The 20,430-nt window shown below is 71.3% G+C and carries 13 protein-coding genes and 1 tRNA gene; 13 read left to right on the top strand and 1 reads right to left on the bottom strand.

Features of this window, described 5'->3' with window-relative positions:
- Positions 1 to 683: 683 nt before the first annotated feature.
- The 5 genes from HUN59_RS00115 to HUN59_RS00135 all read left to right on the top strand — a co-directional run bounded on the left by HUN59_RS00115 (position 684) and on the right by HUN59_RS00135 (position 4,516).
- Positions 684 to 1,367, top strand: a complete 684-nt coding sequence (locus HUN59_RS00115) for a response regulator transcription factor (protein WP_174777148.1) — start codon at positions 684 to 686, stop codon at positions 1,365 to 1,367.
- Positions 1,364 to 2,893 (top strand): sensor histidine kinase, encoded by a 1,530-nt coding sequence (locus tag HUN59_RS00120; RefSeq protein WP_254629950.1) that lies wholly within the window; start codon positions 1,364 to 1,366, stop codon positions 2,891 to 2,893. Before HUN59_RS00115 ends, HUN59_RS00120 begins: the two co-directional genes overlap by 4 nt.
- Before the next feature lie 7 nt (positions 2,894 to 2,900).
- Positions 2,901 to 2,981 (top strand) — tRNA-Leu (locus tag HUN59_RS00125).
- A gap of 221 nt (positions 2,982 to 3,202) precedes the next feature.
- Positions 3,203 to 3,808, top strand: coding sequence for an ANTAR domain-containing response regulator (locus tag HUN59_RS00130; protein WP_022903868.1), 606 nt, complete (start codon positions 3,203 to 3,205; stop codon positions 3,806 to 3,808).
- Between the two features lie 237 nt (positions 3,809 to 4,045).
- Positions 4,046 to 4,516 (top strand): GNAT family N-acetyltransferase, encoded by a 471-nt coding sequence (locus tag HUN59_RS00135; protein ID WP_144801095.1) that lies wholly within the window; start codon positions 4,046 to 4,048, stop codon positions 4,514 to 4,516.
- 20 nt (positions 4,517 to 4,536) lie between these two features.
- Here the strand turns inward: HUN59_RS00135 and HUN59_RS00140 are convergent, their stop codons facing one another.
- Positions 4,537 to 4,905, bottom strand: coding sequence for a PaaI family thioesterase (locus tag HUN59_RS00140; RefSeq protein WP_058743365.1), 369 nt, complete (start codon positions 4,903 to 4,905; stop codon positions 4,537 to 4,539).
- 116 nt (positions 4,906 to 5,021) lie between these two features.
- On the opposite strand from HUN59_RS00140, the gene polA reads away from it, so the two are divergent.
- The 8 genes from polA (at position 5,022) to uvrC (ending at position 20,311) form a co-directional block, all read left to right on the top strand.
- Positions 5,022 to 7,694, top strand: coding sequence for a DNA polymerase I (gene polA, locus HUN59_RS00145; RefSeq protein ID WP_058743363.1), 2,673 nt, complete (start codon positions 5,022 to 5,024; stop codon positions 7,692 to 7,694).
- Positions 7,695 to 8,000: 306 nt separating this feature from the next.
- The gene (locus HUN59_RS00150; RefSeq protein WP_114849938.1) at positions 8,001 to 9,680 is read left to right on the top strand and encodes a DUF885 domain-containing protein; all 1,680 of its coding nucleotides are present in this window, start codon (positions 8,001 to 8,003) and stop codon (positions 9,678 to 9,680) included.
- Between the two features lie 244 nt (positions 9,681 to 9,924).
- Positions 9,925 to 11,388 (top strand): 30S ribosomal protein S1, encoded by a 1,464-nt coding sequence (gene rpsA, locus HUN59_RS00155; protein WP_058742916.1) that lies wholly within the window; start codon positions 9,925 to 9,927, stop codon positions 11,386 to 11,388.
- Between the two features lie 92 nt (positions 11,389 to 11,480).
- Positions 11,481 to 12,083 carry a dephospho-CoA kinase gene (gene coaE, locus HUN59_RS00160; protein WP_144801101.1) on the top strand — a complete coding sequence of 201 codons (603 nt, stop codon included), beginning with the start codon at positions 11,481 to 11,483 and terminating at the stop codon, positions 12,081 to 12,083.
- Positions 12,084 to 12,169: 86 nt separating this feature from the next.
- Positions 12,170 to 14,254, top strand: coding sequence for an excinuclease ABC subunit UvrB (gene uvrB / locus HUN59_RS00165; protein WP_174777149.1), 2,085 nt, complete (start codon positions 12,170 to 12,172; stop codon positions 14,252 to 14,254).
- A gap of 19 nt (positions 14,255 to 14,273) precedes the next feature.
- Positions 14,274 to 15,206 (top strand): SDR family NAD(P)-dependent oxidoreductase, encoded by a 933-nt coding sequence (locus HUN59_RS00170; protein ID WP_174777150.1) that lies wholly within the window; start codon positions 14,274 to 14,276, stop codon positions 15,204 to 15,206.
- Positions 15,207 to 15,265: 59 nt separating this feature from the next.
- Positions 15,266 to 18,271, top strand: a complete 3,006-nt coding sequence (gene uvrA / locus HUN59_RS00175; RefSeq protein WP_254629951.1) for an excinuclease ABC subunit UvrA — start codon at positions 15,266 to 15,268, stop codon at positions 18,269 to 18,271.
- The gene (gene uvrC, locus HUN59_RS00180) at positions 18,272 to 20,311 is read left to right on the top strand and encodes an excinuclease ABC subunit UvrC (RefSeq protein ID WP_174777151.1); all 2,040 of its coding nucleotides are present in this window, start codon (positions 18,272 to 18,274) and stop codon (positions 20,309 to 20,311) included. It abuts the gene before it with no gap.
- Positions 20,312 to 20,430 lie beyond the last annotated feature (119 nt).

The raw sequence follows: 20,430 nt of genomic DNA on the forward strand, positions 1-20,430 counted from the left end.
TCGTCCTCGTCGGCGGACCACCCCGGTCCGCCACGGAGAACCGGAGACACCATGAACGACGAACTGCAAGACGAGACCACGACCGAGCGGGCCCCACGCCGACACCGCCGGCTCCGCGCGATCGGCATCGGGACCGCCGCGGCCGCGGTGCTCGTCCTCGGTGGGGGGTGGGCGCGTCCTTCGGTGCCTCCGCGTCCTTGCCCGGCGCGGGCAGGGCGACGCAACCCGGGGCCGCCGGAGCGTCCTTGCCGTCCTTGCCGGCGGCGTCCTTCCCGGGCGCCGGCGCTCCTTCGGGCCCGTCCTTCGGCGCGGCCTTCGGCGCGCCGGACGGGGCGCCGCTCGGCGCACCGCTGGGCGCGCCGGTGGGGGCGGTCACGGTCGGGCCGCTGCCGGCGCCGTCGGCCATCGCCGCGGTCACGCCCACCCCACCGAGGACGAGCACCGCGGCCGCGGCGGTCCCGATGCCGATCGCGCGGAGCCGGCGGTGTCGGCGTGGGGCCCGCTCGGTCGTGGTCTCGTCTTGCAGTTCGTCGTTCATGGTGTCTCCGGTTCTCCGTGGCGGACCGGGGTGGTCCGCCGACGAGGACGACGGTCGAGCTCGAATCTGAAGCAGGACTGAAGCACAGGGGTTCTCCAGCTGGCTCCATGCTCCGTGCTCACCGACGGCCCGTACGGTGTCCGCCGTGAACGCACCCGCACGCATCCTCGTGGTCGAGGACGACGACGCCCTCCGGACCGCCGTCGTGTCGACCCTGCGCGCCGAGGGACACCTCGTCGCCGCGGCCCCCGACGGCCGGACGATCCTCGACGACCTCGACCGGGCCGTGCCGGACCTCGTCCTGCTCGACTGGATGCTGCCCGGGCCGAGCGGCATCCTCCTCGCCGCCCGCATCCGGGCCCGGTCGGACGCCGCCGTCGTGATGATGACCGCGCGCGACGAGCTCGACGACCGACTCCGCGGGTTCGCCGAGGGTGCCGACGACTACGTCGTGAAGCCCTTCGCGATGGCCGAGCTCGTGGCCCGGGTGACGGCCGTGCTCCGCCGCCGTGGTCGAGTGCCGACGGTGATCGAGGTCGGCGACCTGGTGATCGACCCCGAGGGCGCCACGGTCCGACGGGACGGCGTGCTGCTCGACCTCACCGCGACCGAGTTCCGGTTGCTCTGCTTCCTGGCCGAGAGCCGCGGGCGGACGGTGTCGAAGGGCCAGATCACGACCCAGGTCTGGGGCTACGACGCGGTCGCGGCGAACCTGGTCGAGGTGCACCTCAGCGCGCTCCGCCGGAAGATGGAGGCGCACGGCCCGCGCCTGGTGCACACGGTCCGCGGAATCGGGTACCGGCTCGCGGTGGACCGGGGCGCCGCGTGACCGGGCCGCTGCGCACGTCCCCGCTGCGGACCACGTCGCTGCGGCTGCGCACGGTCGTGGCGATCATCGCCCTGCTGGCCGTGCTGCTCTCCGGACTCGTCGTCGCGGTCGAGGCCGTCCTCGGCGCCCGGCTCCGGGCCCAGGTCGAGGACCGCCTGCGTGACCGGGCCTCGGCGGCGGCGGCCCTCGTCGGGGTGCTCGACGCCGACGACCTGGCCGACCGGCTCTCCGCGCAGGGGCTCTCCGTCCGCATCGTGCAGCCCGACGGCGCGGCGGTCGAGGCAGGACCGACGCCCGAGCAGCTCCGCTCCGGCCCGCCCGACCCGGCCGGGCTGCCCGGCCCCGCCGGCAAGCGGGCCGCAGGGTCGGAAGGCACGACCTCGGGCTCGGCCAGCAGCACCGGCACGAGCACGACGTCGGGCGCCCGGATCACCGCGTCCTCGGTGTCCGACGACGACGGCGTGCTGACCCTCCGGTCGACGCTGGACGACGGCACCCGGATCACGCTGACCGCCGGCACCCGCGACGTCCAGGAGACCCTCACGCAGCTCGGCTGGGTGATGGGCGGCGCCTCGGCAGCGTTCCTCGGCGTCGCGGTGGTCGGCGTCGTGCTCGTCGTGCGTCGATCGCTCCGACCACTCGACGAGATGACCGACACCGCGCGGTCGATCGCCGGTGGGGACCGCGGGCGGCGACTCCGGCCGTCCCGGACCGACACCGAGATCGGCCGGGTCGCGGTCGCCTTCGACGAGATGCTCGACGCCGTCGAGGGTGCGGAGGCACAGGCCCTCGCCGCAGAGGAGCGGGTCCGCGCGTTCCTGTCCGACGCCGCGCACGAACTCCGGACCCCGGTCGCGGGGGTGCGCGCGGCGGCCGACACCCTCGTGCGGAGCGGGGACGACGACGCCGCCACCCGCGAGGTCCTCGCCGTGCACGTCGTCCGCCAGGCCGACCGGGCAGCGCGGCTCGTCGACGACATGCTCACGATGGCCCGGCTGGACCGGGGCATCGCGCTCGAACGCCGGAGCACCGACCTGGTGCCGTGGATCCGCGCCGAGGTGGAGCGGCTCCGGCTCCGGCTGCCCGCCGTCACCCTGGACCTCCGCGCGCCGGACGACCCGGTGCTCGCCGAGGTCGACCCGGACCGGCTCGCGCAGGTGCTCGGCAACCTGGTCGACAACGCCGCCCGCGCCACCGGGGGATCCGGCACGGTCACGGTCGCCCTCGCCCGTGACGGCACCGACGCTGTCCTCCGCGTCGAGGACGACGGACCGGGCATCCCCGAGGCCGACCGCGAGCGCGTGTTCGACCGGCTCGTCCGGCTCGAGGCCGCACGCGACGTCCGCTCCGGCGGCGCCGGACTCGGGCTCCCGATCGCCCGCGGGATCGCCGTCGCGCACGGCGGGACACTCGCGCACGCGTCCGGGACGGGAGCGCTCGGCGGCGCAGTGTTCGAGCTGCGCCTTCCGGCGGTCGCCGTCGGGCCGACGACGGACCGGGCGGAGGGGCACGTGCTGCTAGCCTGAAGTCCTCGCGAGTGTGGTGGAACGGTAGACACGGGGCACTCAAAATGCTCTGCCTCACGGCGTGCGGGTTCGAGTCCCGCCACTCGTACAAGGACGGCTCACGGCGTGCGGGGCTGCGCTGACCCGGGGGTCCCGCCACTCGTACAAGGACGGCTCACGGCGTGCGGGGCTGCGCTGACCCGGGGGTCCCGCCACTCGTACAAGGACGGCTCACGGCGTGCGGGGCTGCGCTGACCCGGGGGTCCCGCCACTCGTACGAGAAGCCCGGCCTGACGGACCGGTCCTGCTCCGTCTAGTAGGCTCTCCGACGTGAGTGACACAGAAGCAACCCCAGCAGCACCGCGTCGCGTCGTCGTCGCCGAGGACGAGTCGCTCATCCGTCTCGACATCGTCGAGATCCTCCGTGACAACGGGTTCGACGTGGTCGGCGAGGCCGGCGACGGCGAGACCGCCGTCCAGCTCGCGACCGACCTCCGCCCGGACCTCGTCGTCATGGACGTCAAGATGCCGCAGCTCGACGGCATCTCCGCGGCCGAGAAGCTCTCCAAGAACCACATCGCTCCGGTGGTCCTCCTCACGGCGTTCAGCCAGAAGGACCTCGTCGAGCGTGCGACCGAGGCCGGTGCCCTCGCCTACGTCGTGAAGCCCTTCACCCCGAACGACCTGCTGCCCGCGATCGAGATCGCCCTCTCACGCCACCAGCAGATCATCACGCTCGAGGCCGAGGTCGCCGACCTGGTCGAGCGCTTCGAGACCCGCAAGCTCGTCGACCGCGCCAAGGGCCTGCTGAACGAGAAGATGGGCCTCACCGAGCCCGAGGCGTTCCGCTGGATCCAGAAGGCCTCGATGGACCGCCGCCTCACCATGCACGACGTCGCCAAGGCGATCATCGAGCAGCTCAGCGCCAAGAAGTAACGAGCACCCGCTCGCTCACGCAGGAGCGCCGCCGGACATCGTCCGGCGGCGCTCCTGCGTTCCCGGGCGGACGCCCGGCTCTCAGTCGATGGAGCAGTCCCGGTCGAGTCGAGGCGCAGGACCCGACGAGGAGTGCTCCATCGACGCAACCCGACGCGCAGCACAGCGCAGCAGAGCACCGGACCGGAGGCGCGTCCCGGCCCCGCCGCCGGGCCGACCACCTGGCAAGGTGGGGGCATGGACGACGTGGTGATCCGTGCCTCCCGGCTGGAGGACATGGCGGCGGTGGCCGACCTGCGGTGGCGGTGGAGCGTGGACGAGACCGGTCGGGCGCCGACGGCGACGCCCGACGAGTACCGCGAGGCGACCGCGACGTTCGCGCGCGAGCACGCGGCGTCGCACCGGTGCGTCGTGGCGGAACGGGGTGGCGTCGTGCTCGGGATGGCGTGGCTGGCGCTGAACGCCAGGCCGCCGGTGCCGCACCGGCCTCGCGGGCGAGTCGCCGCGGAGCTGCAGAGCGTCTACGTCCACCCGGACCTGCGCGGTGCGGGCGTCGCCGGCGCCCTCGTCGCCGCGCTGCTCGACCTCGCCGACGAGGCCGGAGCCGAGCGGGTCGTGGTCCACTCGAGCGCGATGGGGGAGTCGCTCTACCGGCGGCTCGGGTTCGGTGACGCGCGGCTGCTGCTGCAGCGCCCGCCCGAGGACTGACCCGCCGGCGCCGGACGGGTCTAGCGCCGCTCGCGGATCATGTTCGTGATGCGCACGGTCGAGCACCGACGGCCCTCGTCGTCGGTCAGGACGATCTCGTGCGTGGTGAGCGTGCCACCGAGGTGGATCGCCGTGCAGGTGCCGGTGACGCGGCCGCTCGTGGCGCTCCGCGAGTGCGACGCGCTCAGCTCGATCCCCACGGCGTAGCGGCCGGGGCCGGCGTGCACGTTCGCGGCCATCGACCCGAGGCTCTCGGCGAGGACGACGTACGCGCCCCCGTGCAGGAGCCCGACGGGCTGGCGGTTGCCCTCGACCGGGATGGAACCGACGGCGCGCTCCGCGGTCAGCTCGGTGATGACCATGCCCATCTTCTCGGCGAGTTCGCCCATGCCCCGGTCGGCCAGTCGGGGGTCCACCCCGGTGTCGGCGAGGGCTCCGGTGGTGGTCGCTTCGTCGGTCACGCGCGCAGGACTCCCGTGTCGGATGGCGTCGGTAGGCTGTCCGGGTGTCGGACTCCGCAAAGCCTACCCTCATGGTCATCGACGGCCACTCGCTCGCCTTCCGGGCCTTCTACGCGCTCCCGGTCGACAGCTTCGTGAACCGCGAGGGGCAGCACACGAACGCCATCCACGGCTTCATCTCGATGCTGCTCATGCTCCTCCAGCGCGAGAAGCCCACGCACCTCGCCGTCGCGTTCGACATCTCCCGCTTCTCGTTCCGCACGCGCGAGTACGAGGACTACAAGGGCACCCGCTCCGAGACCCCGGCCGAGTTCAAGGGCCAGATCCCGCTCCTGCAGCAGGCGCTCGAGGCGATGGGCATCACGACGGTCACGAAGGAGGACTACGAGGCCGACGACATCCTCGCCACGCTCGCCCGCCAGGGCTCGGAGCAGGGGTACCAGGTGTACGTCGTGTCCGGTGACCGCGACTCGATCCAGCTCGTGAACGACGACGTCACGCTGCTCTACCCGTCCGTCCGCGGGGTCTCCGAGCTCACCCGCTACGACCGCGACAAGGTGTACGAGCGCTACGGCATCGAGCCGCACCAGTACCCGGACATCGCGGCACTCGTCGGCGAGACCAGCGACAACCTGATCGGCATCGACAAGGTCGGCGAGAAGACCGCCGTCAAGTGGATCACCGCGTACGGCTCGCTCGACGGGGTGCTCGAGCACGCCGACGAGATCAAGGGCGTCGTCGGCAACAACCTGCGTGAGCAGAAGGACCGGGCGATCCGGAACCGGAAGCTGAACCGGCTCGTGAACGACGTCGAGCTGCCGGTCGGCCCCGGCGACGTGGCGCTCCGTCCGCTCGACGAGCAGGCCGTCCGCGACCTCTTCGCGAAGCTGCAGTTCCGCACGCTGCTCGACCGGGTGTTCAAGGTCGCCGGCACGGGCGAGCCGTCCGACGCAGCGGAGTCGACGGGCTCCGTCGACAGCGGTGCGCCGACCCCGCCGCCCGTCAAGACCGTCATCGACGAGGAGCTCGGGTACTGGCTCGACCGCAAGGCCGCGAACGACGCCGAGAACGGGTTCGGCGTCGCGGTCGAGGTCATCGACGGCCGACTGAGCGCCATCGGCATCGCGACGCACGACGACGCCGTGCTCGTCCCCGGCGGCAGCGGCACGAAGGACTACGAGCAGCTCGCGGCCTGGTTCGCGTCGGACGCGCCCAAGCACTTCCACGACGCCAAGGCCGCGATCAAGGCCCTCGCGACGGTCGGGTTCACGGTGCGGGGGATCGCGGGCGACGCGCGCCTCACGGGGTGGCTCGCCCAGCCGGGCAAGCAGGGCCAGCCGCTGTCCGACCTCGTGTACCAGGAGCTCGGCGAGGAACTGCCGACCGCCGACCCGAACCAGCTCGTCCCCGAGACCGACCCGGTGAACGTCGGCGTGCACGCCTGGTACGTCCTCCGTGTCGACACCGCTCTGCGTGCGCGCGTCGACGAGTCCTCGCTCCGCGTGCTCGACACCATCGAGCTGCCGCTCGTCCCGGTGCTCGCCGGCATGGAGACCACCGGCGTCGCGATCGACCGCCCCGTCCTCACCGGGCTGTCGCACGACCTGGGTGAGCGCGCCGCGGAGCTCGCGCAGCAGGCGTTCGCCGAGATCGGGCACGAGGTCAACCTCGGCTCGCCGAAGCAGCTGCAGGAGGTGCTCTTCACGGAGCTCGCGATGCCGAAGACGCGGAAGACCAAGACCGGCTTCTCGACCGACGCCGCGAGCCTCGCCGACCTGCAGGAGCAGCACCCGCACCCGTTCCTCGGACTGCTGCTGCAGCACCGTGACGCGACGAAGCTCCGGCAGATCGTGGACACGCTCGACGCCGCGGTCGTCGACGGCCGCATCCACACGAGCTACGAGCAGACCGGCAGCAGCACCGGCCGGATCTCGTCGACCGACCCGAACCTGCAGAACATCCCCGTCAAGACCGCGGTCGGACGCCGGGTCCGCTCGGCCTTCGCGGTCGCCGAGCCGTACACGACCCTGGTCACGGCCGACTACTCGCAGATCGAGATGCGCATCATGGCGCACCTGTCCGGCGACCCCGGGCTCATCCAGGCCTTCAACGAGGGCGAGGACCTGCACCGCTTCGTCGGCGCGCGGGTCTTCGGGGTCGAGCCGGCGGACGTCAGCGCCGAGATGCGCACGAAGGTCAAGGCGATGTCGTACGGCCTCGCGTACGGGCTGAGCCCGTTCGGCCTGTCGAAGCAGCTCCGCATCGACCAGTCCGAGGCGCGCACGCTCATGAACGAGTACTTCGCCCGCTTCGGTGCCGTGCGCGACTACCTGCGCGGGGTCGTGGAGCAGGCGCGCGAGGACGGCTACACCGAGACGATCTTCGGCCGCCGCCGACCCTTCCCCGACCTGAAGAGCCCGAACCGGGTCCTCCGCGAGAACGCCGAGCGCGCCGCGCTGAACGCACCGATCCAGGGGTCAGCGGCGGACATCATGAAGATCGCGATGCTCGGTGTCGACGCCGACCTGCGGGACGGCGGGCTCGAGTCGCACCTGCTGCTCCAGGTGCACGACGAGCTCATCCTCGAGGTCGCCCCCGGCGAGCAGGAGCGCGTCGAGGAGATCCTGCGCACCCGGATGGGCGGCGCTGCCGAGCTCAGCGTCCCCCTGGACGTCTCCGTCGGCGTCGGCCCGAACTGGGAGGCCGCGGCGCACTGACGCGGGTCGGGCGCGGCCCGTCGGGCCCGCCCTGCTCCGTCTGGCGCGCCCACGAGCGGACGGGAGGCACGGTGCCAGCTGGCACCGTGCCTCCCGTCCGTCCGTGGTGCTGGGCCGTCGCGTGGCGAGTGTTCCTGCCCATCGCACGTGACCTGGGATGGCGAACCGCGCGGAGGAGGCCGGAAGGAACGGCACCCCACGCGCGGATCGCCATCCCACGCGCGGAACGGCGTCCCACGCACGGATCGGCATCCCACGAGCGGATCGGCGCCCGGCGCGCGCCCGCGCCCTGGGTAGGGTCGGGGCATGACCGAAGACCGTCCCGTCCGTCAGCCCTCCGCCGTCGACCGGGTCGCCGAGGACTGGGTGACCACCCTCGTCGACCTCGACCCCACCGTCGCCACGTACATCGGCGTCCCCGGACGCACCGGGGCCTACGGCGACACCTCGCCCGCCGGTGCCGACGCCCTCGCGGACGCCGCCCGCGCCGCACGCCGTGCCCTCGACGCCGCCGACGCGACCGACGACGTCGACCGGGTGACGAAGACCGACCTGGGTGCCGAGCTCGACCTCGTCGTCGAGTCCCACGAGCGGAAGCTCCACCTACGCGACCTGAACGTCATCGCGAGCCCCGCGCAGGAGCTCCGGGACGTGCTCGACCTCATGCCGACCGCGACCACCGACGACTGGCAGGACGTCGCCGGGCGCCTGCACGCGCTGCCCGACGCCCTCGAGGGCTACCGCGAGACGCTGCTCCAGGGCACCCGCGAGCAGGTGACGCCCGCACGCCGCCAGGTCGCCCTCATCGCCGAGCAGGCAGCGCGCAACGGCGCCGAGGACGGCTTCTTCCGGCAGCTCGTCGACGGGGCCGCGCTCGAGGGCGGGGAGCCCCTGCCCGAGGCGCTCCGCACCGAGCTCAGCCGCGGTGCCGAGGTCGCGGCCGCCGCCTACCGGTCGCTCGGCGGGTTCCTCGAGCACGAGCTCCTGCCGCTCGCCACCCCGGTGGACGCGGTCGGACGCGAGGACTACGCGCTGCACTCCCGTCGGTTCCTCGGCGCGGTCGTGGACCTCGACGAGACGTACGAGTGGGGGATCGAGGAGCTCGCCCGCATGCGCGACGAGCAGGAGCGCATCGCCGACCGCATCGAGTCCGGCGCCTCGGTCGCGCGGGCCATCGAGGTGCTCGACGCCGACCCGGCCCGGATCCTGCACGGCACGGACGCCCTGCAGCGCTGGATGCAGGAGACGAGCGACGCGTCGATCGCCGCGATGGACGGGAAGTACTTCGACATCGCCGACCCGATCAAGCGCCTGGAGTGCCGGATCGCCCCCACGCAGGAGGGCGGCATCTACTACACCGGCCCCTCCGACGACTTCTCGCGGGCCGGCCGCATGTGGTGGTCCGTCCCGCAGGGCGTCACCGAGTTCGGGACCTGGCGCGAGAAGACCACGGTCTACCACGAGGGCGTCCCCGGCCACCACCTGCAGATCAGCCAGGCGGTCTACAACCGCGGCGAGCTGAACACCTGGCGCCGGCAGCTCGCCGGCCCGTCCGGGCACGTCGAGGGCTGGGCGCTGTACGCCGAGCGCCTGATGGAGCAGCTCGGCTTCCTCGACGACGACGGCGACCGCCTCGGCATGCTCGACGGCCAGCGGATGCGCGCGGCCCGTGTCGTGCTCGACATCGGCGTGCACCTGCAGAAGACGAACCCCGACGGCGGGGGCTGGACCTGGGAGTACGCGCTCGACTTCATGGGGCAGAACGTCAACATGGCGCCCGAGTTCGTGCAGTTCGAGGTCGCGCGCTACTTCGGCTGGCCCGGGCAGGCCCCGTCGTACAAGGTGGGCCAGCGCGTCTGGGAGTCGATCCGCGACGAGCTCGCGGCGCGCGAGGGTGCCGCGTTCGACCTGAAGGCCTTCCACCACCGCGCGCTCGCGCTCGGTGGTGTCGGCCTGGACACGCTGCGGACCGCGCTGCTCGGCTGACGCCGGTGGCGGACGGACTGGAGGATCGTGGCGGCGCCGCCACGATCCTCCAGTCCGCCCCTCGGCCGGTCCGAGCGACGACACGCCCGGTTGTGGGGCCCCGCGACCAGTGGTTAGACTTGGGCGGCGCAATCCGCGCCAACCAATCACTGCCATGACGGCTCGTACCGACGATCGGTGCGGACCAGGGGGTCGCTCCCTCGCCGTCACGGCCCGACTCATGTCCGTTCGGAGCAATCTCTACATGACAACCACCACGACCAAGGCTCCCAAGCAGGTCGCCATCAACGACATCGGCTCGGCTGATGACTTCCTGGCCGAGGTCGAGAAGACCCTCAAGTTCTTCAACGACGGCGATCTGATCTCCGGAACCGTCGTGAAGATCGACCGCGACGAGGTCCTCCTCGACGTCGGCTACAAGACCGAGGGTGTCATCCCCTCGCGCGAACTCTCGATCAAGCACGACGTCGACCCCAACGAGGTCGTCGAGGTCGGCGACGAGGTCGAGGCCCTGGTCCTCCAGAAGGAGGACAAGGAAGGTCGCCTGATCCTGTCGAAGAAGCGTGCGCAGTACGAGCGCGCGTGGGGCGACGTCGAGAAGATCAAGGAGTCCGACGGCGTCGTGACCGGCACGGTCATCGAGGTCGTCAAGGGCGGCCTGATCGTCGACATCGGTCTCCGCGGCTTCCTCCCCGCCTCGCTCATCGAGCTGCGTCGCGTCCGCGACCTCACCCCGTACCTGGGCCAGGAGCTCGAGGCGAAGATCCTCGAGCTCGACAAGAACCGCAACAACGTCGTGCTCTCGCGCCGCGCCCTGCTCGAGCAGACGCAGTCCGAGTCGCGCACCACGTTCCTCAACAACCTCCACAAGGGCCAGGTCCGCAAGGGCATCGTGTCGTCGATCGTCAACTTCGGTGCGTTCGTCGACCTGGGCGGCGTCGACGGTCTCGTCCACGTCTCCGAGCTCTCCTGGAAGCACATCGAGCACGCCAGCGAGGTCGTCGAGGTCGGTCAGGAAGTCACCGTCGAGATCCTCGAGGTGGACCTGGACCGCGAGCGCGTGTCGCTCTCGCTCAAGGCCACGCAGGAGGACCCGTGGCAGGTCTTCGCCCGCACCCACGCGATCGGTCAGATCGCGCCGGGCAAGGTCACGAAGCTCGTGCCGTTCGGTGCCTTCGTCCGTGTCGCGGACGGCATCGAGGGCCTCGTCCACATCTCGGAGCTCTCGAACAAGCACGTCGAGCTCGCGGAGCAGGTCGTCTCCGTCGGTGACGAGGTCTTCGTCAAGATCATCGACATCGACCTCGACCGTCGCCGCATCTCGCTCAGCCTCAAGCAGGCGAACGAGGGCGTGGACCCGGAGGGCACCGAGTTCGACCCGGCGCTCTACGGCATGCCGACCGAGTACGACGACCAGGGCAACTACAAGTACCCGGACGGCTTCGACCCGGAGACGAACGAGTGGCTCGAGGGCTACGACGCCCAGCGCACCGAGTGGGAGGGCCAGTACGCGGCCGCCCAGTCGCGCTGGGAGGCCCACAAGGCGCAGGTCGCGAAGACCATCGCCGACGAGGCGCAGGGCAACTTCGACCTGCCGGCCAGCGCGTCGACCTCGTCGTCCTTCACGAGCGAGTCGAACGGTCAGGGCACCCTGGCCGACGACGCCTCGCTCGCGGCGCTCCGCGAGAAGCTCAGCTCGAGCAACTGATCGAGCGGGTCACACCGTCCCGGAAGCCCGGCACCCCCACAGGGGTGCCGGGCTTCCGGCGTTCCGGGGCCGAGCGTCGCTAGCCTGGTCGGGTGCGCATCATCGGTCTCACGGGCGGCATCGCCGCGGGCAAGTCCACCGTCTCCCGTCGATGGGCGGAGCACGGCGCCGTCGTGGTCGACGCGGACCGCCTGGCGCGGGACGCGGTGGCTCCCGGGAGCCCGGGGCTGGCGCAGGTCGCCGAACGGTTCGGCCCCGGCGTGATCGCCGCGGACGGGTCGCTCGACCGCCCGGCACTCGGGGCCGTGGTGTTCGCCGACCCGGTGGCACGGCGGGACCTCGAGGCGATCACCCACCCGGAGGTCTGGCGCCTCGCGCAGCAGGCGTTCGACGCGGCCGAGGCGGCGGACCCCGACGCGGTGGTGGTCTACGACGTGCCGCTCCTCGCCGAGGCGCGGGGGAGCCGCCCGCTGCGCTTCGATGCAGTGATCGTGGTGGACGCGCCCGCCGCGCAGCGCATCGAGCGGCTCGTGGCACACCGGGGGATGGCCAGGGACGAAGCCGAGCGACGGGTGGCGTCGCAAGCCAGCGATGCGGAGCGCCTGGCCCTGGCCGACCACGTCGTCGACGCCACGGGGACGCTCGAGGCGACGATCCGGTCCGCCGACGCGGTGTGGGAGCAGCTCACCCACTGACCGCTCGCGTCCGAGCCGATCTCGCTCCGTTCCGCCCGTGGCGAGCAGCGCGGTCGGTGTCAGCGGTCCCGACTACCGTGGACGCCATGGCAGTGTCGATCGAGCCCACCCGGGCGATCCGTCCGTTCGAGGTCATCAGCGAGTACTCGCCGAGCGGTGACCAGCCCGCCGCGATCGCGGAGCTCGCCGGACGCATCAACGCAGGCGAGACCGACGTCGTGCTGCTCGGCGCGACGGGTACCGGCAAGTCGGCGACGACCGCCTGGCTCATCGAGCAGGTGCAGCGGCCGACGCTCGTGCTCGCGCACAACAAGACCCTCGCCGCCCAGCTCGCGAACGAGTTCCGCGGGCTGCTGCCGAACAACGCCGTCGAGTACTTCGTCTCGTACTACGACTACTACCAGCCCGAGGCCTACGTCCCGCAGACGGACACCTTCATCGAGAAGGACTCCTCCGTCAACGCCGAGGTCGAGCGGCTCCGGCACTCCACCACGAACTCGCTCCTCAGCCGCCGTGACGTCGTGGTCGTCTCCACCGTCTCGTGCATCTACGGCCTCGGCACGCCGGAGCAGTACATGAACGCCTCGGTCGCGCTGCACGTGGGACAGACCATCTCGCGCGACCAGCTCGTCCGGAAGTTCGTCGGGATGCAGTACCAGCGGAACGACGTGGACTTCGCGCGTGGCACGTTCCGCGTGCGCGGGGACACGATCGAGATCATCCCGATGTACGAAGAGCACGCGATCCGCATCGAGATGTTCGGGGACGAGATCGAGGCGCTGTCCTCCCTGCACCCGCTCACCGGCAGCGTGATCGACGACCTGCCCGCCGTGTCGATCTTCCCGGCGTCCCACTACGTCGCGGACACCGACGTCATGCACCGCGCGATCGAGCGGATCAAGGACGAGCTGGCCGAGCGGCTCGCCGAGCTCGAGGGACAGGGCAAGCTGCTCGAGGCCCAGCGGCTGCGGATGCGCACGACGTTCGACATCGAGATGATGGAGCAGATCGGCTTCTGCTCGGGCATCGAGAACTACTCGCGGCACATGGACGGTCGTGACGCCGGCGAAGCCCCCCACTGCCTGCTCGACTACTTCCCGGACGACTTCCTCATCGTCATCGACGAGTCGCACGTGACCGTGCCGCAGATCGGCGCGATGTACGAGGGCGATGCCTCGCGCAAGCGGACGCTCGTCGAGCACGGCTTCCGCCTGCCGAGCGCGCTGGACAACCGTCCGCTGACGTTCGAGGAGTTCCTCGACCGCGTCGGGCAGAAGGTCTACCTGTCGGCCACCCCGGGCAAGTACGAGCTCGGCGTCACCGACAGCGTCGTCGAGCAGATCATCCGCCCGACCGGCCTCGTCGACCCCGAGATCGTCGTGAAGCCGAGCGACGGGCAGATCGACGACCTGCTCGAGGAGATCAAGCAGCGCGTCGAGAAGGACGAGCGGGTGCTCGTCACGACGCTCACCAAGCGCATGGCCGAGGAACTCACCGACTTCCTCGGGAACGCCGGCGTCCGGGTGCGGTACCTGCACTCCGACGTCGACACCCTCAAGCGCGTCGAGCTGCTCACCGAGCTGCGCCAAGGCGTGTACGACGTCCTGGTCGGCATCAACCTGCTGCGCGAGGGCCTCGACCTGCCCGAGGTCTCGCTCGTCGCCATCCTGGACGCCGACAAGGAAGGTTTCCTCCGCTCCTCCACCTCGCTCATCCAGACCATCGGCCGCGCGGCGCGCAACGTGTCGGGCCAGGTGCTCATGTACGCCGACAAGGTGACCGACTCCATGCAGCAGGCCATCGAGGAGACCGACCGTCGCCGCGAGAAGCAGGTGGCGTACAACCTCGAGCACGGCATCGACCCGCAGCCGCTCCGCAAGAAGATCGCCGACATCACCGAGATCCTGGCGCGCGAGAACGACGACACCAAGGCGCTGCTCGAGGGGCGCCCGGCGGCCGACGGCCGGAAGTCGCCGACGCCGAACCTCAAGCGCGAGGGCATCGCGGGCGAGGGTGCGACCCAGCTCGAGGCGACGATCGCCGACCTCAACGACCAGATGCTGCAGGCCGCCGCCGAGCTGAAGTTCGAGCTCGCCGCGCGGCTCCGCGACGAGGTCCAGGACCTCAAGAAGGCGCTCCGGCAGATGGAGTCCGCCGGCCATGTCCGCTGAGGCCGTGTCCGCTGAGGTCGTGTCCCCTGACGCCGTGCCCGACCGGGCCCCGGGCCGGCGCACGGTCGTCGTCACGGGCGCGAGCGCCGGGCTCGGGTACCACGCAGCCGAGCAGCTCGCGGCGAAGGGGCACCGGGTCGTCCTGGCGGTGCGGAACCCGGAGCGCGGCGCTGCTGCCGAGCGGAGCATCCGACGGCACGTCGACGGCGCCGACCTCGCGATCCTGCACCTCGACCTCGCCGACCTGACGAGCGTCCGTGCGGCGGCCGAGCGGCTCGCTGACCTCGGGCCGGTGCACGCGCTGCTGAACAACGCGGGGGTCGTCGGGTCGGCCGAGCGGCAGGAGACCGCGCAGGGGTTCGAGCTGCAGGTCGGCACGAACCACCTCGGGCACTTCGCCTGGACCGCCCTGACCCTGCCGCTGCTCGACCAGCACGCCGGTCGTGTCGTGCACCTCGGGTCGATCGCGCACCGTTTCGCGACCCTCGACCCCCGGGACCCGCTCGCGACCGGCCGGTACGAGGGACACCGGCAGTACGCCCGGAGCAAGCTCGCGGTGATGCTGTTCGGTTTCGAGCTGGCCGAGCGGCTCGCCGACGCCGGGTCCTCCGTGGCGAGCGTGGTGGCCCACCCCGGGCTCGCGCTCGACGCCGCCGCCCCGCCGCGGCCCGACGTCGCGCCGACCCGTTCGGAGCCGGCCTGGATGCGGGCGGGATCCGGCTGGGTCGCCCAGGGCAAGGACGCCGGGGCGTGGCCGCTCGTGCACGCCGCCGTCGGCGACGGGGTCCGCTCGGGGGAGTACTGGGGACCCGGCGGCCCGCTGCAGTTCGCCGGCGCACCGGCCGTCGTGCCCGCTCGGATCCGGGCGCACGACCGCACCGCCGCCGCACGGCTGTGGACCGCGAGCGAACGGGCCACGGGTGTCGCGTTCGCTCTCGACGCACTCGTCTGACCCGATCCGGACCGCCACGCCCGGACGGATGTCGGTGCGGCTTCGTAGAATCGTCTGCGATGACCATCACCTCTGACCGCGGTACCACGACCTCGGGCCGGAACGCCTTCGGCGAGCCCGCAGACCTCCACCTCCCCGGCGGCACGGCACCGCACAGCACCTCGACGCTCAGCGTCCGGGGTGCCCGCGTGCACAACCTCCGCGACGTCGACCTCGAGATCCCGCGGGACTCCCTCGTCGTCTTCACCGGGCTCTCCGGGTCGGGCAAGTCCTCGCTCGCGTTCGACACGATCTTCGCCGAGGGGCAGCGCCGCTACGTCGAGTCGCTCTCCGCGTACGCGCGGCAGTTCCTCGGCCAGGTGGACCGACCCGACGTCGACTTCATCGAGGGGCTGTCGCCCGCGGTGTCGATCGACCAGAAGTCGACGAACCGCAACCCCCGGTCGACGGTCGGCACCATCACCGAGGTCTACGACTACATGCGTCTGCTCTGGGCGCGCATCGGCGTCCCGCACTGCCCCGTCTGCGGCGAGGTGATCAGCAAGCAGAGCGTGCAGCAGATCGCCGACCAGCTCATGGAGTTCGAGTCGGGGACCCGCTTCCAGGTGCTCGCGCCGGTCATCTCGAAGAAGAAGGGCGAGTTCGTCGACCTCTTCCAGGAGCTCGCGGCCTCCGGCTACGCCCGTGCGATCGTCGACGGCGAGCGGATCCAGCTGAGCGACCCGCCGAAGCTCAAGAAGCAGGTCAAGCACGACATCTCGGTGATCATCGACCGGCTCGTGGCGAGCGACGACATCCTCGGTCGGCTCACCGACTCGCTCGAGACCGCCCTGCGGCTGACGAGCGGCACGGTGGCGATCGACCTCGTCGACCACGAGGGCCCCGGCGCGGTCCGGACCTACTCCGAGAACCTCTCCTGCCCGAACAACCACCCGCTCGCGCTGACCGAGATCGAGCCCCGCACGTTCTCGTTCAACGCCCCGTTCGGCGCCTGCCCGGAGTGCTCCGGCCTCGGCACGCGGATGTCGGTCGACCCGGACCTCGTCCTCGGTGACCCCGAGGCGTCCCTCCGCGACGGCGTGCTGCTGCCGTGGACCGGGACGAGCGGGCTGTACTCGTACTTCGAGAAGCTCCTCGCCGGTCTCGGCAAGGACCTCGGGTTCTCGCTCGACACCCCGTGGAGCCAGCTCGACCCGTCGGTGCAGGCGGCGATCCTGACCGGCAAGGACTTCCAGGTCTCGGTGTCGTGGAAGAACCGCTTCGGGCGCGAGATGCGGTACACGAGTGGGTTCGAGGGTGTCATGCCCTACATCGAGCGCAAGTTCGCCGAGGCCGAGTCGGACTCGCAGCGGCAGCGCTTCCAGGGCTACCTGCGCGAGGTCCCGTGCCCGGTGTGCGACGGCACGCGACTCAAGCCCGAGGTCCTGGCGGTCACGGTCGACGGCCGGAGCATCGCGGACGTCACCGACATGTCGCTCGACGACGCCTATGCGTTCATGGAGACCCTGACGCTCACCGAGCGCGAGGCCCACATCGCCGCCGCGGTCCTGCGCGAGATCCGGGCGCGACTCGAGTTCCTGCTCGAGGTCGGCCTGAACTACCTGACGCTGGCCCGCGGTGCCGGCGGGCTGTCCGGTGGCGAAGCGCAGCGCATCCGTCTCGCGACGCAGATCGGCTCGGGGCTGACGGGCGTGCTCTACGTGCTCGACGAGCCGAGCATCGGGCTGCACCAACGCGACAACCGGCGGCTGATCGACACCCTCGTCAAGCTCAAGGACCTCGGCAACACGCTCATCGTGGTCGAGCACGACGAGGACACCATCCGCACCGCCGACTGGGTCGTCGACATCGGACCGGGTGCGGGCGTGAACGGCGGCGTCGTCGTGCACTCCGGGTCCTACGAGGGCATCATCGAGAACCGTGACTCGATCACGGGCGACTACCTCGCCGGCCGTCGTGCCATCGAGGTCCCGACCGAGCGCCGGAAGGTCAACCCGAAGCGCGTGATCAGCGTGCAGGGGGCGCGGGCGAACAACCTCAAGCAGGTGGACGTCGACTTCCCGCTCGGCGTGTTCACCGCGGTCACCGGCGTCAGTGGTTCGGGCAAGTCGACGCTCGTCAACGACATCCTGTACAAGGTGCTCGCCAACCAGCTCAACGGCGCCCGGCACATCGCCGGCAAGCACACGCGCGTCAAGGGGCTCGACCAGCTCGACAAGGTCGTGCACGTCGACCAGGCGCCCATCGGCCGCACCCCGCGGTCGAACCCGGCGACGTACACCGGCGTGTTCGACCGGATCCGGCAGCTCTTCGCCGAGACGCCCGAGGCGAAGGCCCGCGGGTACCAGCCCGGGCGCTTCAGCTTCAACGTCAAGGGCGGCCGCTGCGAGAACTGCTCCGGCGACGGCACGATCAAGATCGAGATGAACTTCCTCCCCGACGTCTACGTCGCGTGCGAGGTCTGCGGTGGTGCCCGGTACAACCGCGAGACGCTGCAGGTGCACTACAAGGGCAAGGACATCTCCGAGGTCCTCGACATGCCCATCAGCGAGGCGGCCGAGTTCTTCGAGCCGATCTCGGCGATCCACCGGTACATGGCGACCCTCGTCGACGTCGGCCTGGGATACGTCCGGCTCGGCCAGAGCGCCACGACCCTCTCCGGGGGCGAGGCGCAGCGCGTCAAGCTCGCGACAGAGCTGCAGCGCCGTTCGAACGGCCGCACGGTCTACGTGCTCGACGAGCCGACCACGGGTCTCCACTTCGAGGACGTCCGGAAGCTGCTGCTCGTGCTGCAGAGCCTGGTCGACAAGGGCAACACCGTCATCACGATCGAGCACAACCTCGACGTCATCAAGTCGGCCGACTGGCTCGTCGACATGGGTCCGGAGGGCGGCGCTGGTGGTGGCACGGTCCTGGCGGTCGGCACGCCCGAGCACGTCGCGGACGTCCCCGAGAGCCACACCGGGGTGTTCCTCCGCGAGATCTTCGACGCGCAGGACGCCCGGGTCGGCAAGCAGCAAGCCGTCGGCGCCCGCACGGCGAAGCAGAAGGCGGGTGCGCGCTAGGTGGCGAACACCGTCTCCTGGCGACCGAAGGCGTCGGAGATCCCGACCGATCCGGGCGTCTACCGGTGGCGCGACGAAGCCGGTCGGGTGCTCTACGTCGGCAAAGCGAAGAACCTCCGCGCGCGGCTGAGCAACTACTTCGCCCCGCTGCCGACCCTGCACGAGCGGACGCGCCGGATGGTGCTCACCGCCCGCAGCGTCGAGTGGACGACGGTCGGCTCCGAGATCGAGGCACTGCAGCTCGAGTACACGTGGATCAAGGAGTTCGATCCGCCGTTCAACGTCAAGTTCCGGGACGACAAGTCGTACCCGTACATGGCGATCACCCTGGGCGAGGAGTCGCCGCGGGTGATGGTGACGCGGAACCGGAAGATCAAGGGTGCGAAGTACTTCGGGCCCTACCCGAAGATCTGGGCGGTCCACGACACCATCGACCTGATGATCAAGGTGTTCCCGATCCGCACCTGCTCCGACTCGTCGTACAAGCGGGCGATGCAGACCGGCAAGCCGTGCTTCCCCGGGCAGATCGGGAAGTGCGGCGGCCCGTGCTCGCAGAAGGTGACGATCGCCGAGCACCGTGCGATCGTCGAGCAGTTCGTCCGCTTCATGGCGAGCTACGACCGCCGGGTGATCACCGAGCTGAAGCAGCGGATGGCGGCCTCGGCGGACGCCATGCAGTACGAGCAGGCCGCGCGCTACCGCGACCAGGTCGGAGCGCTCGAGGCCGTGCTCGAGAAGTCGGCCGTGGTGCTCCGCGACTCGGTGGACCTCGACCTGTTCGGCGTCGCCGAGGACGAGCTCGCCGCCGCCGTGCAGCTGTTCTCGGTCCGCGGCGGTCGCATCCGCGGTGTCCGGGGCTGGGTCGTCGACAAGGAACTCGACATCAGCACCGGCGACCTCGTCGAGCAGATCGTCCAGGGTCAGTACGCGACGAGCGAGGAACCCCCGCGCGAGGTCGTCGTACCGGAGCTGCCGGAGGACGCCGAGGCCCTCGAGCAGTGGCTCAGCGAGCGTCGGGGTGGCCGCGGCACCAAGCTCAGCACCGCCCAGCGCGGCGACCGGGCCGGGCTCGCCCGGACGGCCGCTCAGAACGCGGCGCAGGCGCTCATGCTCTACAAGACGAAGCGGAGCGCGGACTACACCACCCGGTCGGCCGCGCTGGCGGACATCCAGGAGGCCCTCGGCATGACCGAGGCGCCGCTCCGGATGGAGTGCTACGACATCTCGCACCTGCAGGGCACGAACGTCGTGGCGTCGATGGTCGTCTTCGAGGACGGGCTGCCCCGCAAGGACCAGTACCGCCGGTACACGATCGCCGAGACGACCGACGACACGGACAGCATGTACCAGGTGCTCTCCCGTCGACTCGCGCGGCTCGACGAGGACGCCTCGGTGCCCGACGTCCCGGACGCGACGAGCGAGGACGTCGTCGAGGGCACGAAGCCGACGAAGCGCTTCGCCTACCGTCCGCAGCTGCTGATCGTCGACGGCGGGCAGCCGCAGGTGCAGGCGGCCAAGCGGGCGATGGACGAGGCCGGCGTGCACGACATCGCCCTGGTCGGCATCGCGAAGCGCCTCGAGGAACTCTGGCTGCCGGACGACGACTTCCCGGTGATCATGCCGCGCAACTCCGAGGCCCTGTTCCTCATCCAGCGCATCCGTGACGAGGCCCACCGGTTCGCGATCACGCACCAGCGGACCCGCCGGAAGCGCGACGTCCGGTCCCAGCTGTCCGAGGTGCCGGGGCTCGGCCCCACGCGGGTGAACGCGTTGCTGAAGCACTTCGGGTCGGTGTCGCGGCTGCGCGAGGCGACGGCGGAGCAGATCGCCGAGGTGAACGGGGTCGGTCCGGCGACCGCGGCCGCGGTCGTCACGAAGCTGGCGCAGACCCCGGCCAGTGCACTGACCGCCAGCCCGGCCAGCCCGTCCGACCCGGCCGGCCCGGGCAGCGCTGTCGAACCCAGCAGTCCGACGAGCACCCCGACCGGTCCGGTCCAGGTACCGACGGTCTCCGAGGACGGCCCCCTGCGCCCGGTCTGACCACGGGCGCAGCAGGCCGGGTCCCGACCAGGAGAGCCGACCAGCTGCAACCGACCGGACGCGGCTGATCCGATCACCGACCAGGACCGCCGACCCGGACAGCCGACCCAGCGGACCGG

It is taken from the genome of Curtobacterium sp. Csp2 (assembly GCF_013347165.1).

What these genes read in the sequence shown, in the direction of transcription:
- HUN59_RS00135 (WP_144801095.1), top strand. Translation starts at nt 4,046, where the DNA reads ATGGACGACGTGGTGATCCGTGCCTCCCGGCTGGAGGACATGGCGGCG.
- HUN59_RS00140 (WP_058743365.1), bottom strand. Translation starts at nt 4,905, where the DNA reads ATGGGCGAACTCGCCGAGAAGATGGGCATGGTCATCACCGAGCTGACC.
- HUN59_RS00150 (WP_114849938.1), top strand. Translation starts at nt 8,001, where the DNA reads ATGACCGAAGACCGTCCCGTCCGTCAGCCCTCCGCCGTCGACCGGGTC.
- rpsA (WP_058742916.1), top strand. Translation starts at nt 9,925, where the DNA reads ATGACAACCACCACGACCAAGGCTCCCAAGCAGGTCGCCATCAACGAC.
- uvrB (WP_174777149.1), top strand. Translation starts at nt 12,170, where the DNA reads ATGGCAGTGTCGATCGAGCCCACCCGGGCGATCCGTCCGTTCGAGGTC.
- uvrA (WP_254629951.1), top strand. Translation starts at nt 15,266, where the DNA reads ATGACCATCACCTCTGACCGCGGTACCACGACCTCGGGCCGGAACGCC.